At 68.4% G+C, this 19094-nt stretch carries 18 protein-coding genes and 2 pseudogenes; 10 read left to right on the forward strand and 10 right to left on the reverse strand.

Annotation, left to right across the window (positions count from 1 at the left end):
• Positions 1-133: 133 nt before the first annotated feature.
• A complete protein-coding gene (locus ACP95_RS10705) occupies positions 134-1834 on the reverse strand; it encodes an acyl-CoA mutase large subunit family protein (RefSeq protein WP_049981200.1) in 1701 nt (566 codons plus the stop codon).
• Positions 1835-1941: 107 nt separating this feature from the next.
• Positions 1942-2307 (reverse strand): winged helix-turn-helix domain-containing protein, encoded by a 366-nt coding sequence (locus ACP95_RS10710; RefSeq protein ID WP_049981201.1) that lies wholly within the window; start codon positions 2305-2307, stop codon positions 1942-1944.
• A gap of 129 nt (positions 2308-2436) precedes the next feature.
• Between ACP95_RS10710 and ACP95_RS10715 the strand changes: the two genes are divergently transcribed.
• Together ACP95_RS10715 and ACP95_RS10720 are read left to right on the forward strand one after the other, a co-directional pair.
• Entirely contained in the window at positions 2437-3132 is a 696-nt protein-coding gene (locus ACP95_RS10715; protein WP_049981202.1) for a helix-turn-helix domain-containing protein, read from the forward strand.
• A gap of 71 nt (positions 3133-3203) precedes the next feature.
• Positions 3204-3659, forward strand: coding sequence for a pyridoxamine 5'-phosphate oxidase family protein (locus tag ACP95_RS10720; protein ID WP_049981203.1), 456 nt, complete (start codon positions 3204-3206; stop codon positions 3657-3659).
• Here the strand turns inward: ACP95_RS10720 and ACP95_RS10725 are convergent, their stop codons facing one another.
• Both ACP95_RS10725 and ACP95_RS10730 read right to left on the reverse strand, forming a co-directional pair.
• The gene (locus ACP95_RS10725; protein WP_049981204.1) at positions 3660-3797 is read right to left on the reverse strand and encodes a DUF7560 family zinc ribbon protein; all 138 of its coding nucleotides are present in this window, start codon (positions 3795-3797) and stop codon (positions 3660-3662) included. It lies immediately after the preceding gene.
• A 315-nt stretch (positions 3798-4112) separates the two neighbouring features.
• Positions 4113-5159, reverse strand: coding sequence for a M42 family metallopeptidase (locus ACP95_RS10730; protein ID WP_049981205.1), 1047 nt, complete (start codon positions 5157-5159; stop codon positions 4113-4115).
• A gap of 136 nt (positions 5160-5295) precedes the next feature.
• On the opposite strand from ACP95_RS10730, the gene ACP95_RS10735 reads away from it, so the two are divergent.
• Positions 5296-5559 carry an MTH865 family protein gene (locus ACP95_RS10735; protein WP_049981206.1) on the forward strand — a complete coding sequence of 88 codons (264 nt, stop codon included), beginning with the start codon at positions 5296-5298 and terminating at the stop codon, positions 5557-5559.
• A gap of 188 nt (positions 5560-5747) precedes the next feature.
• Here the strand turns inward: ACP95_RS10735 and ACP95_RS15780 are convergent, their stop codons facing one another.
• Positions 5748-5891 carry a hypothetical protein gene (locus ACP95_RS15780; protein WP_154018527.1) on the reverse strand — a complete coding sequence of 48 codons (144 nt, stop codon included), beginning with the start codon at positions 5889-5891 and terminating at the stop codon, positions 5748-5750.
• 112 nt (positions 5892-6003) lie between these two features.
• On the opposite strand from ACP95_RS15780, the gene ACP95_RS10740 reads away from it, so the two are divergent.
• Positions 6004-7059, forward strand: a complete 1056-nt coding sequence (locus tag ACP95_RS10740; RefSeq protein WP_049981207.1) for a glycosyltransferase — start codon at positions 6004-6006, stop codon at positions 7057-7059.
• A gap of 1 nt (position 7060) precedes the next feature.
• Here ACP95_RS10740 and ACP95_RS10745 read toward each other — a convergent pair whose 3' ends face one another.
• Together ACP95_RS10745 and ACP95_RS10750 are read right to left on the reverse strand one after the other, a co-directional pair.
• A complete protein-coding gene (locus ACP95_RS10745; RefSeq protein WP_049981208.1) occupies positions 7061-7765 on the reverse strand; it encodes a plastocyanin/azurin family copper-binding protein in 705 nt (234 codons plus the stop codon).
• 56 nt (positions 7766-7821) lie between these two features.
• A complete protein-coding gene (locus ACP95_RS10750; protein WP_049981209.1) occupies positions 7822-8460 on the reverse strand; it encodes an FAD-dependent oxidoreductase in 639 nt (212 codons plus the stop codon).
• Positions 8461-8619: 159 nt separating this feature from the next.
• On the opposite strand from ACP95_RS10750, the gene ACP95_RS10755 reads away from it, so the two are divergent.
• From ACP95_RS10755 to ACP95_RS10775, 5 genes and pseudogenes are all read left to right on the forward strand, one after another.
• Complete coding sequence (locus tag ACP95_RS10755) at positions 8620-10371, forward strand: 2-oxoacid:acceptor oxidoreductase subunit alpha (RefSeq protein WP_049981210.1); 1752 nt, start codon at positions 8620-8622, stop codon at positions 10369-10371.
• Positions 10368-11231, forward strand: coding sequence for a 2-oxoacid:ferredoxin oxidoreductase subunit beta (locus tag ACP95_RS10760; RefSeq protein WP_049981211.1), 864 nt, complete (start codon positions 10368-10370; stop codon positions 11229-11231). Before ACP95_RS10755 ends, ACP95_RS10760 begins: the two co-directional genes overlap by 4 nt.
• A 105-nt stretch (positions 11232-11336) precedes the next feature.
• The gene (locus ACP95_RS10765) at positions 11337-12698 is read left to right on the forward strand and encodes a S8 family serine peptidase (protein WP_082224663.1); all 1362 of its coding nucleotides are present in this window, start codon (positions 11337-11339) and stop codon (positions 12696-12698) included.
• 114 nt (positions 12699-12812) lie between these two features.
• Positions 12813-14044 (forward strand): annotated as a pseudogene (locus ACP95_RS10770) (digeranylgeranylglycerophospholipid reductase).
• A gap of 199 nt (positions 14045-14243) precedes the next feature.
• Complete coding sequence (locus tag ACP95_RS10775; protein WP_049981212.1) at positions 14244-15008, forward strand: hypothetical protein; 765 nt, start codon at positions 14244-14246, stop codon at positions 15006-15008.
• Here the strand turns inward: ACP95_RS10775 and ACP95_RS10780 are convergent.
• From ACP95_RS10780 to ACP95_RS10790, 3 genes and pseudogenes are all read right to left on the reverse strand, one after another.
• Positions 15005-16152: pseudogene (locus tag ACP95_RS10780) on the reverse strand (DUF373 family protein). The gene ACP95_RS10775 and the pseudogene ACP95_RS10780 sit on opposite strands and share 4 nt — an antisense overlap.
• A gap of 75 nt (positions 16153-16227) precedes the next feature.
• Entirely contained in the window at positions 16228-17232 is a 1005-nt protein-coding gene (gene sppA, locus ACP95_RS10785) for a signal peptide peptidase SppA (RefSeq protein WP_049981213.1), read from the reverse strand.
• 112 nt (positions 17233-17344) lie between these two features.
• Positions 17345-18268, reverse strand: coding sequence for a coiled-coil protein (locus tag ACP95_RS10790; RefSeq protein ID WP_049981214.1), 924 nt, complete (start codon positions 18266-18268; stop codon positions 17345-17347).
• Positions 18269-18549: 281 nt separating this feature from the next.
• Between ACP95_RS10790 and ACP95_RS10795 the strand changes: the two genes are divergently transcribed.
• The gene (locus tag ACP95_RS10795) at positions 18550-19047 is read left to right on the forward strand and encodes a DUF371 domain-containing protein (RefSeq protein WP_082224664.1); all 498 of its coding nucleotides are present in this window, start codon (positions 18550-18552) and stop codon (positions 19045-19047) included.
• The last annotated feature ends 47 nt before the right edge of the window (positions 19048-19094 follow it).

Here is a 19094-nt window from a genome sequence, read left to right on the forward strand (position 1 = left end):
GCTCGAAGCTGTCCTGCGCTTCGAGCCGGGCTTCGAGTTCTGTGTCATCGTCCGACATAGTCAGGACTACTGTGTGTCTCTGCAGCCATAAACCCCACCGCCGGCGGCGGGAAATCGCGCGGTCGCGGGTCGATCAGGCCAGGCCGATCTTCTCGCGATACTCGCCGTACTCGGCCTCGAACACGTCCATGATCTCGCCCATCGTCGCGTACGCCTTCACCGCGGTGACGATGGCGGGCATCACGTTCTCGTCGGCGTCGATGGCGTCCTGCAGGTCGTCGAGCGCGGCCTCGACGGCCGCGTCGTCGCGCTCCTCCTTTACGGAGGCGAGGCGCTCGCGCTGGTGTTCGGCGACCTCCTCGTCGACCTTCAGCACCTCGGGCGAGGTGTCCTCGTCGGAGACGTACTTGTTGACGCCGACGACGACCTCCTCCTCGTCCTCGACGCGCTCCTGGTACTCGTAGGAGGCCTCCTGGATCTCGCGGTGGAAGTACCCCTCCTCGATGCCGGTGAGGACGCCGTCGCGGACCGAGCCGTCGCCCATCTCCTTGATCGTCTCGATGTACTCCATCGCTTCCTCCTCGACCTCGTCGGTGAGGCTCTCGACCATGAACGAGCCCGCCAGCGGGTCGACGCTGTCGGCGGCGCCGGACTCCTCGGCGATGATCTGCTGCGTGCGGAGGGCGACCCGGACCGCCTCCTCGCTGGGCAGCGCCAGCGCCTCGTCGTAGGAGTTGGTGTGGAGGCTCTGCGTGCCGCCGAACACGCCCGCGAGCGCCTGGATCGTCACCCGGACGATGTTGTTGAGGGGCTGCTGAGCGGTCAGCGACTGGCCGGCCGTCTGGGTGTGGAACTTCAGCTGCTTGGACTCGTCGGCCTCGGCGTCGTACCACTCGTCCATCACCCGCGCGTAGATGCGCCGCGCGGCGCGGAACTTCGCGACCTCCTCGAAGATGGAGTTGTGGGAGTTGAAGAAGAAGCTGAGCTGGGGCGCGAACTCGTCGACGTCCATCCCGCGGTCGAGGCAGTCCTCGACGTACGCGAACCCGTCGGCGAGGGTGAACGCGAGCTCCTGCACCGCCGTCGAGCCGGCCTCGCGGATGTGGTAACCCGAGATCGACACCGGGCTGAACTTCGGCGTCTCCGCTGCCGCGAACTCGATCGTGTCAGTGACGATATCCAGCGACGGCTCGGGGGGGATCACCCACTCCTTCTGAGCGATGAACTCCTTCAGCATGTCGTTCTGGAGGGTGCCGCGCACCTCCTCGCGGGGGACGCCCTGCTGGTCGGCCAGCGCGAGGTACATCGCGTAGATCACGGGCGCCGAGGGGTTGATCGTGAACGAGGTCGACACCTCGCCGACGTCGATCCCGTCGAACAGGATCTCCATGTCCCGCAGCGTGTCGACGGCGACGCCCTCCTTCCCGACTTCCCCGAGCGCCATCGGGTCGTCGGAGTCGATCCCCATCAGCGACGGCATGTCGAACGCCGTCGAGAGCCCGGTCTGGCCCTCCTCGATCAGGTAGTGGAAGCGCTCGTTGGTGTCCTCGGCGGAGCCGAAGCCCGCGAACTGCCGCATCGTCCACGTGCGGCCGCGGTACATCGTCGGGTACGGCCCCCGCGTGAACGGGAACTCGCCGGGGTTGCCCAGATCCTCCTCGTAGTCCAGGCCCGCGACGTCGCTCGGGTCGTACAGCCGGTCGACCTCGAGGTTCGAGACGGTCGCGAACCGGTCCTTCCGTTCCCCGTAGGCGTCGAGGGTCGGGTCGAGCGTCTCCGCCTCCCACTCCTCGCGGGACTCGCGTATCTCCGCGAGATCCTCCTCGTCGTACATAGCCAAGGGTTTCGCCGGAACGATTATGAAGGGTTCGGGTAGCGAAAGGCGAAAAACCCGATCGCGAACGGAAATAAACCGTTACCAGCGATACAGAACCCCGAGAGCTACTGCTCGCAGCCGACGACGCGGAGCTCGGTCCCGTCGTCGCCGATGGAGAGTTCGACGCCGTCGACACAGCGACGGTACTCGCTGGCGTGCTTCCCGGAGCTGCGGATCCGGATCCCCTCCTCGAGGAGGCCGAGGTCGACCAGCCGCTCGATCTTGCGGTACGCCGTCGACGACGGGATCTCACAGCGCTCGACGATGTCTTTCGCCGACAGCGGCTCCTCGCCGGTGACTTCGAGGACGGACCGGCAGTCCGGATCGTCGAGCGCGGCGAGCAGGTCGGTGATCTCGCTCTCGGCACGGATGACTTCCTCAGAATCGGTGCCCGGGCGCTGGTTCTGCGACGCGGAGACAGCGTAGCTCATACTCTACCGTGGGGGCCCGTTCCCCACAAGCGTGGAGCACGGATATTGGGGGTGGTTTATAAGCAACCGGCGACAGTCGGGGGACCACCGCACTCAAGAGGGTTCGAACACGATACGGTTGTGACACACATGAGCTCCGGTATCCGGGCGACCGTCACGTTCGATACCCCGGCGGGCTGTTCGGTCGCGCGGTTCTCGGCGGCGGCCGACGCCGAGATCGACAGCGTCGCCACCAGCGTCGCCACCAGTGGGGCGGCCGTGACGGAGTTCCTCGTCGACGACGCGTCGCGGCCCGAGTCGGGCGCCGACGCCGTCGACGGCAGTCCGAGCCAGTGCTCGGGGGAGCAGGTCGAGCCGGTCGCGGACGCCGAGCCGGTGTTCTCCTACGGGAGCGCCGACGTGTACCGGGTCGAACACGCGGGCGACTGTCCGTGCACCTGTCTAGGCCAGTTCGACTGCCCGATCCATCGGTTCCTCGCTTCGCCTACGGAGCTCACCGTCGTCTTCCACGCCGAGACGTTCGAGCAGCTCCAGGACGTGACCGCCGCGCTGCGCGAGCGGTTCCCGTCGATGGACGTCCAGCAGCTCCTGCAGCCGCCGCTGTCCGGGAGTCCGGAGGACCGCCGGTTCGTCAACTGCGGGAAGCTGACGGACCGCCAGCAGGAGGTGCTCCGGACGGCGTACGATCGGGGGTACTTCGAGCGCCCCAGAGGGGCCAACGCCACCGAACTCGCCGCGGAACTGGGCATCTCCCAGTCGACGTTCGCCGAACACCTCACCGCCGCCCAGCGAAAGCTGTTCGGGGACGTGTTCGACGACGGGTAGCCGGCGGGCGATCGGCTCTGCTGCGCCAACCGTAATGGATTAACCGGACGCTCTGTTGGGTCGGGGTAAGGATGCCACTCGCCCGAGAGACCGAGATGACGCGTGCGGAGACGGACGCGTTTCTCGGAGAGAACGAGACGGGGGTACTTTCGCTCGCCCAGGGCGACGACCCGTACGCGGCGCCGGTTTCGTACGGTTACGACGCGGAGCGATCGTCGTTCTACTTCCGGCTGGTCTCGACGCCGGAGAGCGAGAAACGCCGGTTCCTGGAGGCCGACACCCCCGCCCGCTTCGTCGTCTACGGCGACGAGGGCGAGGAAGTGTACCGCAGCGTCGTCGCCGAGGGGCGGCTCAGCGAGATCGACCCGAGCGAGCTCTCCGTCGACCAGATCGAGCAGTACGGCCACGCCAAGCGACCGCTGTTCGAGATCTGGGGCGAGCCCAAGGAGGATCTCGACATCCGCCTGTACGAGTTCGCGACGACGAAACTGACGGGTCGGCGTACCGAGGTCGACCGAGACGCCTGATTACTGATCGCAAAAATCGTCGGCCCGTGCGGGCGCCGAGCAGACCGGACAGCCGTTGTCGAGGATGGCCTCACGCATCGGTGCGTTGACCTCGATCTGCTGCCCGCATTCCTGACAGACGTACTCGTGCTCCTTCATCAGTATCTCTCTCGGTCGAGTTGGTGCTGGTTCGACCCTACGTAGGAAAGGGGTTTCCTCTTAGGAGTCGGTGTCGGAAAATCCCACCCAGTAGGAACCGGCGTCCAACGGGGCCGAACCTCGACGCAGACGTTCCTGCACGGAGGCTGGATGTGGTCGCGTGCCGGAGTTGGGTACACACGACTGCGGCAACAGCTCCGACGATCCAGCCCGGAGGCTGGATCGGGTCGCGTGCCGAGGAGGGTTCGACACGACTGCGGCAACAGCTCCGACGATCCAGCACGGGGGCTGGATCGGGTCGCGTGCCGCAGTCGGCTACAGCGAGTAGTCGTGGGCGCCGTCCTCGCTCTCGAGGAACGCGGTCAGCAGGTCGATCGTGGCGCGGATGTCGTCGCCGTTCGCCGTCTCGGTGACGGTGTGGAGGTAGCGCGTCGGGATCGAGATGGCGCCGACGGGGATCGCGCCGTTGGTGTTCTGGAACCCGGCCGTGTCCGTGCCGCCAGAGGGGAGCACCTCGAGCTGGTGGTCGATCCCCTCGGCCTCGGCGACCGAGCGCAGTCGCTTGTGGACCTTCGGCGTCGTGATGACCGAGCTGTCCTTCAGCTTGATCGCCGTCCCGTCGCCCAGCGAGGTGACGTGTTTGTCCTCGCTGACGCCCGGGATGTCGCTCGCGATCGTCACGTCGAGCGCGATCGCGAGGTCGGGGTCGACGTCGACGCCCAGCGCGGTCGCGCCGCGGATGCCGACCTCCTCCTGGACGGTCGCACAGAAGTGGATCGTCGCGTCGGGGTTCTCGATCTCGCGGGCGGCCTCGAGCATCGCGAACAGGCAGACCCGGTCGTCGAGCGCCTTCCCGGTGACCGAGTCGCCCATCTCGATCGTCGACTGGTTCATCGTGACCACGTCGCCGACGCTGACGAGCTCCTCGACCGCCTCGGCGTCGCGGCCGAGGTCGACGACGCGATCGCCGACCTCCTCCTCGCCCTCCTCGGCGTCGTCCAGCGTGTGCGGCGGGACCGAGCCGAACACGCCGGTGACGTCCTCCTCGCCGTGGACGGTCACGCGCTGGGCGCGGAGCACGCGCGCGTCCCAGCCGCCGAGCGCGTCGAGTTTGAGGAACCCGTCGTCGGTGATGTGTTTGACCATGAACCCGATCTCGTCCATGTGGGCCGCGACGGCGACGGAGTAGTCCGCGTCGCCCTCGATCGTGCCGACGACGTTCCCCATCGCGTCGGTGCGGACGTGGTCGGTGTTGGCCTCTAGCTCGTCGCGCGCGAGTTCGCGCACGCGGTCCTCGTAGCCGGGGACGCCGCTGGTCTCTGTCAGGTCTCGCAGCAGGTCGAAGTCGAACTCGAACGCCATGGCGGTAGCTCCGGCCCTGCGACCTAAAACCGGGCGGTTCCGGCCATCGACGCGGGTTCTCAACCGGGCGGGAACCGGTGTGACGTTCTCCCACGTTTCGGAAACGCTTATCCGACCTTCGGCGGCATTGGGGTGTATGGCCGACGAGGAAACCGAACGCGAACTCCGTGCACAGCTCACCGACGCCTTCGAGGGCGCCGACTTCCCGGTCGACAGCCAGATGGATCTCGTGCCCGCGCTCCCCCAGGGGCCGAGCACGAAGTTCGAAGCCGGCGACGTGTCGTTCACGGCGATGGAGCTGGCCGCGAAGCTCGGCGGCGAGCAGGAGTTCCCCTACGACGACGTGGAGTCGCTCGTCGACGACGTGATGGAGGGGCTCGAAGCGCAGGGGATGCTCTGACCGACGCGGCGAAATCCTGCCGACGCCTCCGGGCGTCGGCGACTGATACTCTGCCGCAGTCGTGTTGTGACCACCGTGGCGAAGTTCCGTCGAGACCTCCGTGTCTCGACTTCGAACACTCCGCCGTAATCGCGTCGTAACCAACGAACAGCGTGGTCGCTGCCGTACTGCACCGACGAGAGCCGCTTCTATAGGAAGTAGATCATCACCACGCCGGCGCCCAGCACCAGCACCAGCCACAGCAGGGTGATGAGCAGGAGGCGGTTGGCGTAGTACTCCTCTTCCTCCGTGGTGCCGTTGGCGCCGTCGTTCTCCGAAGTCGAGTTTGCCATTACCCCTACTAGCCGTTCGCCCCTTACTTAGCTACCGGTGACTGCCTGCGGCGGGCGGCGGCCGCGAACTGAGTCGGGGCAGTTTTTACCCCCCGGGAAGCAACCACTCCGCGTGCACATCGCGTTCGTCTCCATGGAGACCGCCCACCACGTCGACCGACGGGGGCTGGAGCGAGCGCAGCGGACCGCCCGCACGCTGGCCGACCGCGGCCACGACGTGACGTTTCTCTGTTCGCAGTGGTGGGGCGGCGACGCCGTCCCGACGTTCGAACACGAGGGGATCGAGTACCGCCGGGTGACCGCCGAGCCCGCGGCCGGAGCGTTCGCCGCGAAGCTCCCTGCCGCGCTGTGGCGCGCCGGCGCCGACGTGATCCACGCGGTCCACGGGCCCCCGCGACACGTCGCCGTCGCCGAGAAAGTCGGGACGCTGCTCCGGACGCCCGTGCTCGTCGACTGGTTCGGCGACGGCCCCACCGACCCGGGGAGCGAACCCCGGGCCGCGTCGGGCGCGGACCTGGTGACGACCCCCTCGGAACTGGTCCGCACGCGCGTCCGCGAACACGGCGCCGACGACGGGGCGGTCCGGATCGTCCCCGAGAGCATCGACGTGGAGCTGATCCGGGAGGCGCCGACGGACGACCGGTTCGACGTGGTGTACGCCCGCCGGCTGGACGAAAACGCGAACGTCAGTACGCTGCTGCTCGCGCTCGCCGAGCGACGGCGACAGGACTGGTCGGCGGCGATCGTCGGCGACGGCCCCGAGCGCGAGGCGATCGAGGCCGCCGCGCGCGACCTCCGGATCGACGACCGGATCACGTTCACCGGCTCGCTCGCCGAGCGCGAGCGCGTGAGCATCTACAAAGGCGCCCACGTGTTCGCCCAGACCGCCTCCGCGGAGGTGTTCGCGACCGAGCTCCTCCGGGCGCTAGCGTGTGGCTGTCTCGGCGTCGTCGAGTACCAGGCCGACTCCAGCGCCCACGAGCTGGTCGAGGGCGTCGACCGCGGGCGGCGGGTGACGAGCCCGGAGGAGCTGGCCGACGTGATCAGCGAGGCCGGGGCCGTCCCGCGTCGCGAGTACGACGACTCCTTCGAGCAGTTCGACCACGACGCCGTGCTGGGCACGTACCTGAACTGCTACGAGAGCCTCAGGGGCGGCGGCCTGCTGTAGCCTACTCGGCGTCGTGGCCGGGGCTGTCGCCGCCGTACTTCAGGAAGAAGAACGCGATCAGCAGCGTCGCCACCATCGCGAAGGCGGCGCCGACCCCCAGCGTCTTCGCGCTGTCGGGCACCGCGGGGCCGCCGCCGCCGGCGGCCTCGGTCGGTTCGAGCTCCTCGACGACCTCGACGGTGCCCACCATCCCCACGCCCTCGTGGGGGATACAGAAGTACTCGTGCGTGCCGACCGTCTCGAACGTGTGCTCGTAGCTCTCGCCGCCGGGGACGTCACCCTGGTCGGGGTAGTTGTCCCGCGCGGCCTGCTCGTTGTCGAAGCCGCCCGACGCCCAGAACTCGGCGCCGTCCGGGATATCCTCCTCGTAGGCGGTGACGCTGTGGCCGACCGAGCCGACGTTCTCCCAGACGATCGTGTCGCCGACCGCGACCGTGATCGAGTCGGGGTCGAAGATCAGGTCGTCGGTCATGTCGACGGTGTGGGTCGTGCCGCCACCGCCACCGCCGCCGCCACCGGTGCTGGTTCCGGTCGCGGTCTCGTTGCCCGTCGCCGTCCCGGTGGCCGTGCCGTTGGACGTGCCGGTCGGGGTCGCCGTTTCGGTCCCCTCCTGTGCCGCCGCGGTCCCGGCTGCCGCCGCCGTCGCGGCGCCGACGGTTCCTGCCCGGAGGAACGAGCGGCGAGAAAGGGCGTCGTCGTTATCCATACACCCGGGTTGTAGACGCCCGATAGTGAATACTTTGGTTCGGTCCCGACCCCGAGCTACCCGAAGTTCTCGACTTTCGCGCCGTCGGGGTCGCCGCCCGCGGCCTCGATAGCCGCGGTCGCCGCGTCGACGAACTCGGCGAATCCGTAGACGAACACGCCCTCGCCCTCGGAGTTCGTCAGCGCGTCGGCGACCGCGGCGTCGAACTCGTCGCCGTCCGCGAGCGTAATCACGTCGGCGCCGGCGTCGACGAGCGCGTCGAGTCGCGCCGTGTGAGCCGGTTCGTCGTCGTACTGGTAGACGACGGCGGCCTCGGCGTCGTTGGCGACCGCGGCCTCGGCGATCGCGACGGCGGCGCCGACGCCCGGCCCGCCCGCGAGCACGACCGCGCGCGCCTCGCCGTCGTAGTATTCGTCGCCGTACGGGCCGGCGACGGCGATCTCGTCGCCTGGGGAGAGGTCGTCGAGGTAGTCGCTGAACGGGCCGCCCTCGTCGGCGACCTCGACGGTGATCTCGAACGTGTCCTCGGTGTCCGGCGAGGAGAGCGTGTAGAACCGGGCGTAGCTCTCGCCGGAGCGCTCGGCGGAGAGGCGAACGAACTGGCCGGCGAGCCCCTCGAACCCCTCGGGCGTCTCGAACGTCAGCGTGAACGTGTCGGGGCCGACCGGCTCGCGGTCGACGACGGTGGCGTCCATGTCGCGAGGTTCCGTCTCGGCGGGGAAAGCCGCTTCCCTTCGGCCGAGGCGGTTTCGACACGAACGGTCAGCTTTTGCCGGTTGTACACGGTCGTAACTGACCGATTGACCCGGCGCTTCAGAAGGCTTTTGCGGGCGCCGGGGGTAGTTCGTGCCAGCATGCCTGCGGACTTCAACTGGGCCATCGGCGGCGAAGCCGGCGATGGCATCGACTCGACCGGGAAGATCTTCGCGCGAGCACTCTCCCGGGCCGGTCGACACGTGTTCACCTCGAAGGATTTCGCCTCCCGTATCCGCGGCGGGTATACGGCGTACAAAGTTCGGACCTCCGTCGACCAGGTCGAGAGCACCGTCGACCGACTGGACGTACTGATCGCGCTGACCCAGCGCACCGTCGACGAGAACATCGACGAGCTCCACGAGGGGTCGGTGATCGTCTACGACGGCGAGCGCACGTCGATGCAGGACCTCGAGATCCCCGACGGGATGGTCGGGATGGACGTGCCCCTCAAGTCGCTGGCCGAGGAGGCCGGCGGCGCCATCATGCGCAACATCGTCGCCCTCGGCGCGGCGTGTGAGGTCACCGACTTCCCGATCGAACATCTCGGCTCCTCGCTGGAGAAGCGCTTCAGCGACAAGGGGCAGTCGATCGTCGAGAACAACAAGACGGCCGCCGAGCTCGGCGCCGAGTACGTCGCGGAGAACTACGCGACCGAGAGCGACGAGTTCGAGTACGAGCTCGAGACCACCGACGAGGACTACGTCCTTATCAACGGCGACGAGGCGATCGGGATGGGCGCCATCGCGGCCGGCTGCCGGTTCTACTCGGGCTACCCCATCACGCCGGCGACCGACGTGATGGAGTACCTGACCGGCCGCCTCGAACGCTACGGCGGCCACGTCGTGCAGGCCGAGGACGAGCTCTCGGCGATCAACATGGCGCTGGGCGCGGCCCGCGCTGGCGCACGATCCATGACCGCGACCTCCGGCCCCGGGATCGACCTGATGGCCGAGACGTTCGGGCTCGTCGCCCAGAGCGAGACGCCGCTGGTCATCTGTGACGTGATGCGCTCGGGCCCCTCGACGGGGATGCCGACCAAGCAGGAGCAGGGCGACCTCAACATGGCCCTGTTCGGCGGCCACGGCGAGATCCCGCGGTTCGTGCTGGCGCCGACGACGATCTCGGAGGCGTTCTGGAAGACCGTCGAGGCGTTCAACCTCGCCGAGAAGTACCAGACGCCCGTCTACCTGATCGCCGACCTCGAGATGGCGGTCACCGAGCAGACGTTCCCCCCGGAGGCGTTCGACATGGACGCGGTCGAGATCGACCGCGGGAAGATCGTCGACGAGGACGAGATCGACGAGTGGCTCGACGACGAGGGGCGCTTCCGCGCCCACGCCGCCACCGAGGACGGCATCAGCCCGCGCGCGCTGCCGGGCACGACCGACGGCGCCCACATGTCCACCGGGCTCGAGCACAACGAGCTCGGCCGACGGACCGAGGACACGGAGATCCGCGTCGAGCAGGTCCAGAAGCGCCAGCGGAAAGTCGAGACCGCGAAGGAGCGCGAGGACTGGAGTCCGCGCGAGTTCGGCAACGCCGACGCGGACAACCTCGTCGTCTCGTGGGGGTCCAACGAGGGGACCATCGTCGAGGCGATGGACCTGATGGACGACGACGCCCCCGAGTTCCGGTTCCTCTCGGTGCCATACCTGTTCCCGCGGCCGGACCTCACCGACGCGGTCGAGGACGCCGAGCAGGTCGTCGTCGTCGAGTGTAACGCGACCGGGCAGTTCGCGGACGTGCTGGAGCACGACACGCTCGAGCGCGTGGATCGGGTGAACAAGTACAACGGCGTCGGGTTCAAAGCGGACGAGCTCGCCGAAGAGATCACGGAGGTGCTCCAATGAGCAGCGACGTTCGATTCATCGACTTCAAATCTGACAAGCAGCCCACCTGGTGTCCCGGCTGCGGCGACTTCGGGACGATGAACGGCATGATGAAGGCGCTGGCGAACACGGGGAACGACCCCGACAACACGTTCGTCGTCGCCGGCATCGGCTGTTCGGGCAAGATCGGCACGTACATGCACAGCTACGCGCTCCACGGCGTCCACGGCCGCGCGCTCCCCGTGGGCACGGGCGTGAAGATGGCCAACCCCGACCTCGAAGTGATGGTCGCGGGCGGCGACGGCGACGGCTACTCGATCGGTTCGGGCCACTTCATCCACGCGGTGCGCCGGAACGTCGACATGAGCTACGTCGTGATGGACAACCGCATCTACGGGCTCACCAAGGGCCAGGCGTCGCCGACCTCGCGCGAGGACTTCGAGACGTCGACGACGCCCGAGGGGCCGAAGCAGCCGCCGGTCAACCCCCTCGCGCTCGCGCTCTCGGCGGGCGGGACGTTCATCGCCCAGTCGTTCGCCTCCGACGCCCAGCGCCACGCGGAGCTGGTCCAGGCGGCCATCGAGCACGACGGGTTCGGCTTCGTCAACGTGTTCTCGCCGTGTGTCACGTTCAACGACACGGACACGTACGACTACTTCCGCGACAACCTCACGGATCTCGCGGAGACCGACCACGACGCCTCGGACTTCGACGAGGCGAAGGACCGCATCATGGACGGCAGCAGCGAGTACCAGGGGATCCTCTACCAGAACGAGGACTCCGTCCCCTACCACGAGGCCCACGGCGTCACCGAGGACATGACCGAGATCCCCGACGGCGCCCCGGAGGACGCGACGGACCTCGTCCGCGAGTTCTACTGAGCCGGCCGTCCCGTTTCCACGCTTTCTACGTTCTTTCAGGTTTCAGTAGTTTTAACTGTCTTCTGGGGCGGAACTCGACCACTCACTCCGTGTGAGTATCTCACAATGACTGACGACACGACAGACCCATCACTCGGTCGGCGACAGTTCGCGAAACTGAGCGGCGCGGCGCTGGGGCTCTCGGGGTTCGGCGGCGTCGTCGCCGCGGCGTCCACGGAGCGGTTCATCGTGAAGCGCCGCGGCGAGCGCTCCATCGACGCCGAGGTGCTCCACGACCTCCCGGAGATCGGTTATGCGGTCGTGCGAGGCAGCGAGGCGGAACTGGAGGATGACGGCGCAGTGCAGTCGTTCGCGCCCGACGTGGAGCTGGAGTTCGTCGATCCGGTCGACAGCCAGGAGCGGGAAGACGACGCTGCCGACGACGAGTACTACCCCTACCAGTGGGACAAGCAGGACCTCGACGTGCCGACGGCCCACGAGACGACGAAGGGCGAAGGGACCCGAATCGGGATCATCGACAGCGGCGTCGACGCCGGTCATCCGGACCTGACGGTCGACATAGAGCGCTCGCGGGACTTCACCGGCGATGGGCTCGGCGCCGGCGTCCCCGGCGGCGGCTACCACGGCAGCCACGTCGCCGGCATCGCGGGGGCGGACACGGCGGGCGAGGCCGGCGTCGCGGGCACCGCGCCCGGCGCCGACCTCGTCGACTTCCGCGTGTTCTCCGACTTCGGCGGGGTCAACGGCGCGTTCTCCGCCGTCGTCGCGGCGGTCGTCCAGGCGGTTCGGACGGACTGCGACGTGGCGAACCTCTCGCTGGGTGGCTACCCCATCCCGCGGGAGGGGCTCGGGAGCTTCTACGGCGGCGTCCTGAACAAGACCATGAACTACGCGAAGAAGCAGGGGACGCTGGTGGTCGCCGCAGCCGGCAACGACGGCGCCGACCTGCAGCACGACGGCGGCGTGATCAGCCTCCCGAACGAGTCCGCGGGGGTGCTCTCCGTCGCCGCGACCGGGCCGGTCGGGTTCGCCCCCGGCGTGGATCCGGCGGCGCCGGCAGACACGCCGGCCGCGTACACGAACTACGGTACGAACGCGGTCGACCTGGCCGCGCCGGGCGGGAACTACGGCGAGGGGTCGTCGACCTTTGACTACGTTTTGAGCCCGGGCTCGTTCTTCGTCAACGAGGAAGGGGAGTTCCTGCCCGTCGACGATGACGACGACGGCGAGATCGAGCCCGCGGAGCCGTCGGACATCGCGGGGGTCTATCGCGCGTACTTCTGGTCGGCCGGCACCTCCATGGCCGCACCGCAGGTCGCCGGCGCCGCGGCGCTGGTCAAGAGCGCGAACCCCGACTACAACGCGAACCAGGTCCGTTCCGCACTGGAGAACGCCGCCGACGTGCCCGAGGAGTACGGGAAGGCGTACTACGGCAGCGGCTACCTGAACGTCGTCGACGCGCTCTGAGCGCGTGAGCGTAATCCGACCCCGGCGAGCCGACGGAAACCGACCGACTGCGCCCTTGGCTCGGCCACTCCGGAGTTAGCAACACTCATTACGCACACGCCGCTTCGTCTGTTCATGTCCGAGCGTTTTGACGTGGTCATCGCGGGGGCGGGCCCGGCGGGCGCACAGTGCGCTCGCGACCTCGCCCAGCGAGGCTACGAGGTCGTCCTCCTGGAACTGGAGTCGGAGGACGAGTTCCCGCGTCAGAGCAACAAGTCGACCGCCGGCACGTTCCCGTCGATGATGGCGTCCTTCGGCGTCCCTGACGACGTGGTGATGAACTACACCGACGACGTCGTGCTCGAGTCACCGAGCCACCACTACGTCCAGAACCAGCCCGGGGCCGTGCTGGAGTTCGCCGAGTTCAAACAGTGGCTCGTCGCCGACGCCCGCGAGAAGGGCGCCGAGGTGTGGTTCGACGCCCGCGTCTCCCGGCCGATCACCGAGGACGGCAAGCCGGTCGGCGTCCGCTACAACGGCGACGAGGAGGTGTACGGCGACATCATCGTCGACGCCACCGGCCCCGCGGCGCCGCTGGCGAAGGATCTCGGCGTCAGCGACCTCGAACGCGAGAAGCAGGCCATCGGCGTCGAGTACGAGATGGCGGGGATCGATATCGACCACCCCGACTACGCCGACCTGACGGACTCGATGATGCTGCGGCTGGATCACGACCTCGCGCCCGGCGGCTACTCGTGGATCTTCCACACCGGCGGCGACGAGGCGAAAGTCGGGCTCTGCTACATCCAGAACGACAGCCACCGCCGTCACGGGAAGGAGGGGATGAGCATCGACGACTACCTCCAGTACTGGCTCGACACCGACCCGCGCTTCGAGGACGCCGAGCGGCTGGAGGGGAAAGTCCACCGCGGCTCGGCGCACATCCAGACGCCGGGCGACCTGACCACTGACAGCTTCATGGCGATCGGCGACACCGTCCCCACCATCGACCCGCTCTGGGGCGAGGGGATCCACAAGGGGATGCAGTCCGGCCGCGTGGCGGCGACGACGGCCGACCGCTGTCTCACACCCGAGGAGCCGGACACCTCGCGTCGGCGATGGCGGTGTACAACAAGCTCTGGCACAGCGAGGTCGCCCCGCGGATGCGCGAGCGCCTGCTGATGACGGAGCTGCTGTACCTCGCGCCCAACTCCCGCTACGACAAGCTGATGGCCGACCTCAACGACACCGAGGAGGAGACGCTGGCGAAGGTCAACGCCGGCAACCTCGGCGCGATGCGGAAGCTCCTGCGGCTGAGCGACGTGCCGCTGCTCGCGAAGTTCGCCCGCGAGCGCCTGTCGGAGTAACCCGATCACGGCGCGCGACCTGCAGCGACCGATGGGTCGCTGCAGGAGCCCCTTGCCGTGATCGTGTGACCCCAAATACGGCCCGGGCGTCTCGCGCGAACGCGGGAACCGGATCGAGCGACGATGTCTGACGGGCGTCATTTGTTAGGCGTTCGCCGCACCGCAACTTTCACTTCGGCGGGACTGCTCTACTCGCTCAATGCAAGGGCAAAGAACCGGCCTGATCGACGCGATCCGAATCGACGTCGCGCGCCTCCACGCGACGTGGATGGAGCTGGCGTTCCCCAGACAGCTCGACCCCAGCAGCGTGCTCGGCCGCTGGGAGCCCGAAACCGGCCCCCAGAAGGCGGCGTACTACGCGTGGGCCGCCGTCGGGATTCCGCTGGTCGTGATCGGCTACCCGCTCCTCCTGCTCGGCTTCGCGACGCGCTACTACGCGACCAAGCTCGACTCCGCGACGACGCGGCTGGGGATCGTCGGCGTCGTCGGCCTCGCCGCGGTCACGTGGGGGCTGCTGACCGTCGGCGCCTGGGTCAGACAGTTCTCGACGAACGGGCTGATCGCCGTCGGCGCCGCCGGCGGCGTCGCGACAGTCTCGGCCGGGCTCGCGTTCGTGCTCTCCCGTCGCGGCGGCCGGCTGACCAGCGTGCTGCTCGCCTACCCGGCGGCGATGACCGCGCTGTTCCTCCCGCCGGTCGTGGCTGCGCTGTACTCCCCCGCGCTGGCTGGCGTGCTCACGGGCTCGACCAACCTCGCGATCTGGATCCTCGACAACGTGCTGACGGTCGGCGGGCTGAACCAGCTCATCCGCGACCGGTTCGCCCTGGAAGGGCCGGCGTACGTCGCGATGTGGTTCGGGATCGCGGTCCCGCTCGGCTGGCTGCTCGGCGGCGTCGTGACGCTGGCCGACGTGATCCGCCCGCAGGAGAGTAGCTCGACCGCCTCGAGCTCCGGTCAGTTCTAGGACTGCTCGGGGTCGCCGTCGGACTCCTCGCCGGCGACGTTCTCCTCTTCGACGTCCTCGGTGACCTGTGACGCGACGCGGACGCCGACCAGCGAGACGACGATCCCCGCGACGATGAAGCCGAGCAGGCGCTGGCCCGGCTGGAACGTGATCTCGACGCTCAGAAGCGAGAGCGTCAGGTGGGGGATGTCCGCCTGCTGTTCGAGGAAGTAGCCCGCGAACCCGCGGATCACCAGCCCGACGGCGACGATGCCGAACGGGAGGTTCAACACGGGCGAGGTGAGTCGCTCGTCGCGGAGCCGTTCGTCGACCACCCGGCCGGCGGAGGCCGTCAGCGCCGCCAGCGCCAGCCACGGCACCGCGTCGTAGACGAACAGGACGAACCGGATCACCGCCGGGTCGCGCCCGCCTCGGTCGCCGAGAGCCCGCCGAGGAAGGCGCCGACGAGCGCCAGCCCGACGCCGACGGCGTACGTGACGACAGACACCTGCCCCGAGTAGAGCGCCTCGCGAACCTGTTCTGGGGTGTTCTCCAGGCGGTCGTCGATGGCGAGCCCCTTGAACAGCAACACGGCGCCCAGCAGCGACGCGAGCCCGGCCATCGCGATCTCCGGCGAGAACTGGATCGCCAGCGCCGGCAGCACGAGGAGGGCGACGCCCAGGGGGACGAGCACCGTCTTCCGCATCTCCTCGTCGCCGAGAAACTGCTTCAGCAGGTAGTACGTCGACTCGATGTCCCGCGCCTGCCGGACGACGACGCGGTCGACGCCGTCGACGCCGACGCGTGACTCGACGATGGGGACGACGCGCTCGTCCTCGGCGCTGTCGACGACGACGATGGCGGAGTCCGGCGAGTAGCGCTCCAGCAGGTCGTCGATCTGGCGGGCGATCGCGCGGTCGGCGTTGACGCGGGAGTCGGCGCCGCCGGAGACCACCGCGACGGTGGCGTCGTCGCCGCTGTCGGTCAGATCCCGGGTGACCCTGAGCGCCTCGAGCAGACAGTTGACGCTCGCGTCCTCGGGGTCTGCCAGCCCCACGTCCGTGACGAGCGAGCGGACCGCCTCCCAGCCGGCCACCGGCATCGACGCGCCCGTCTTGGCGCCGACGTCGTTCGAGCGGTCCACACAGAGGACCAGCGTGCTCACGCGCGGAGGGACGGGCCCCGGGACGTTAAGCTTCTGGTCAGGTCCCGGCGGCCGGCTGCGGCTCCCGGCGGTCGATCACGCCCGGAACTGGAACCCCAGCCCGTCGGCGTCGACGCGGCTGGCGATCCCGGCGCCGAAGGCGTACGCCACCGCGCGGGCGCCCATGCCCACGCGAGCCAGCGGGCCGCGCTGGGGCTCGAACTCGCGGACGCTCACTTCCTCGCCGAGCTCGTCCTCGAGGCGGTCGGTCACGTCCTCCCGGCTGCCGATCTCGTCGACGAGCCCCATCTCGGCGGCCTCGTCGCCCAGGTAGATCCGGGCCTCGGTGTCGCGGATCTCGCTCTCCTCCAGCGCGCGGCCCTCGGCGACGCGGTCGACGAAGCGGTCGTACAGCCCGTCGATGATCCCCTGGAGGTACTCGCGTTCGTCCTCCTCGATCTCCTTCAGGGGAGTGCCGGCGTCCTTGTACTCGCCGGCGGTGAACTGCTCGTAGCTCACCCCGAGCCGGTCCGCGAGGTCGGCGACGTTCGGGCGGGAGCCGATCACGCCGATCGAGCCGACGACGGAGGGCTCCCTGGCCCAGATCTCGTCACAGCCGGCGGCGATCCAGTAGCCGCCGCTGGCACACACGTCGGTCGCGTAGGCGATCGTCGGGCCGTCAAACGACTCCGCGGCGTTGCGGATGTCCTCGCTGGGGACCACCTCGCCGCCGGGGGTGTTGAGTTTGACCAGCAGCGCGTCGACGGCGGGGTCCTCGTCCGCGTTGTCGATCTGTTCGGCGATCTCGTCGGCGGTCGCCCCCACGGGACCGGTCGGGACGGGGTTGCTGCCGCCGCCGTCGCGGGTGATCGGCCCCTCGACGCCGACCTCGGCGACGTTGTACGTCGGGAACTGGCTCGCCGCCAGCCCGGAGGCGAAGCGGACGGCGGCGGCGCCGAGGAGCAACACGAGGAGGATGCCGAGCAGGTCCGCGAGATCCGCGGCGAACTCCACGAACAGCAGCCAGCCCGCGAGCAGCGCGAACAACGTCACGCCCGCGATCACGAGCAGCTGTCCCAGTCGGTCGGAGCTGTTGGACATGGGCGCTACTGCGACGGCGTGGTACAAAAAATGGTGGTCGCCGGCGTCGACGGCGCCGGGGCTATCGGGGCTGCGTCACGGAAAAACGAAGTACGATCCGTCGCGTCGGAAGTTACAGCAGGCCGGTCTTCTGCAGCTTCATCAGGTCCTCGGTGTCGAGGGTCTCGCCCTCCTTGAACTTCTGGTAGATCTCCTCGGCCTCCTCCTTCTCCTCTTCCATCTTCTGCTCGCGCTCGTCCTTGCGCTCCTCCTCTTCCTCCTTGTCGAGTTCGCGCAGGCGCTTCTGGACGCGCACGAAGTCCTCGTGGTGGCGGTCGGCGGCCTCCTGGGCCTCGACGAACAGCTCGTGCATCTCGTCGGCCTCGTCGCGGATCTCGTCGGCCTCGCGGTAGGCCTCGATCATCTCGTTGTGGTGCTCCTGGGCCTTGTCCGCCAGCTCCGTCACCTTCTGGTGGTGCTGGCTGGCCTCGGAGCGGACCTCCTCCGCCTTCTCGATCTTCTCTTCGAGCTCGTCGCTCTGGTCGACTTTCTCCTCGCGCTCGGCGAGCTGCTCGCGCTTCTCCTCGATCTTCTCGATGAGTTCGCGCTCGTCCTCGGCGGAGAGCACCTCGGTCTGCTGGCGGAACTCGAGGTCCTCGATCTCCTCGCGGAGCTCCTCGGCGTCCTTGCCGTCGTCGAGCTCGAGGTCCTCCTTCATCTCCTCGACCTCGTCGAACAGCTCGTTCGCGTCGGCGTTGAGCTCGTTCCGCTTCTCCTTGTGCTCCTGGACCTGCTCGTTGAGCTCGTCGCGCTGCTCGCGGTGCTCCTGTGCCTCGTCGACCTTCTCTCGGGTCTTGGCGTTCAGGTCGTCCCGCTTGGACGCGCGCTCCGAGGCGATCTGGTTCAGGTCGTTCCGCCGGTCGCGCAGCTGGCCGGCGAGTTTGATGAGTTCGCCCTTAGAACCGTCCTCCAGTTTATCGTCGGGGAGGTCGACGTTGTCGGAGTCGTTCAGTGCTTCGATGTCGTACTTCTCGAGTACGTCCTGTTTCGTTACCATGCTAATCGAACCTCTGTACCATCCGCCCTCCGGACACAGCGGACGCTCGTGAAACCGCAGTAAATCGTGGATAAGAGTTCCCGATCATTCTGCGTGCGGTGCCACCAGCGCCGGAGGCGTTCTGGTACCTGAACGTATGCTACTGGCGTAGTTAAATTCTTCGGTGAATCGTGGGTGTAATTGCGTCACACGGTCTCTATCGGCCGTCACGGACCCACACACCGCCCGGAGGGTCGTTCGAGTTCGGCAGGCACTTCCGGCGGCGTCGCCGACCGGCGGGTATGAGCGACGCCGACGCGGCCCCCGGCGCGGGCGACGACGGGACGGCCGACGACCACGACGAGACTACCGCCGTCGAACGGATCCACGCCCGCGGCCACGAGCACGTCGCGGGCACACACGAGAGCACCGTCGAACTGACGAGCGACGACTGGCTCACCCCCGCGGGAGACTGCATCGTCGGCGTCGAAGCCGACACCACGCCCGCCGAGTTCGACGAGGCGTTCGTCGGCGCCTGCCAGTCCGCGGCGGCGACGATCACCGCCGAGTTCGCCGTCGAAACCGAGGAGGGAACACTCACGGACACCATCACCGGTCGCGGCGACCCGGAGCTCACGTTCGAGGGCGACCGCAGCCTCGTCGGCCGGACCAGCGAGTACGTCGACGACCGGACCGTGTTCGTCGGAGCCGACGGCGCCGCCGCCGACCTGAATCGCGACCTGATCGACGCGCTCGCCGACGGGGCGACGCTGACGCTGACGCTGACCGTCGAGCCGTAACGACCGCCGCTGCCGGGCGATTTTTGCGGCCGCCGCGCCAACACCGG

The sequence above is a fragment of the Halolamina rubra genome (assembly GCF_000739555.1).
Lineage (GTDB): Archaea > Halobacteriota > Halobacteria > Halobacteriales > Haloferacaceae > Halolamina > Halolamina rubra.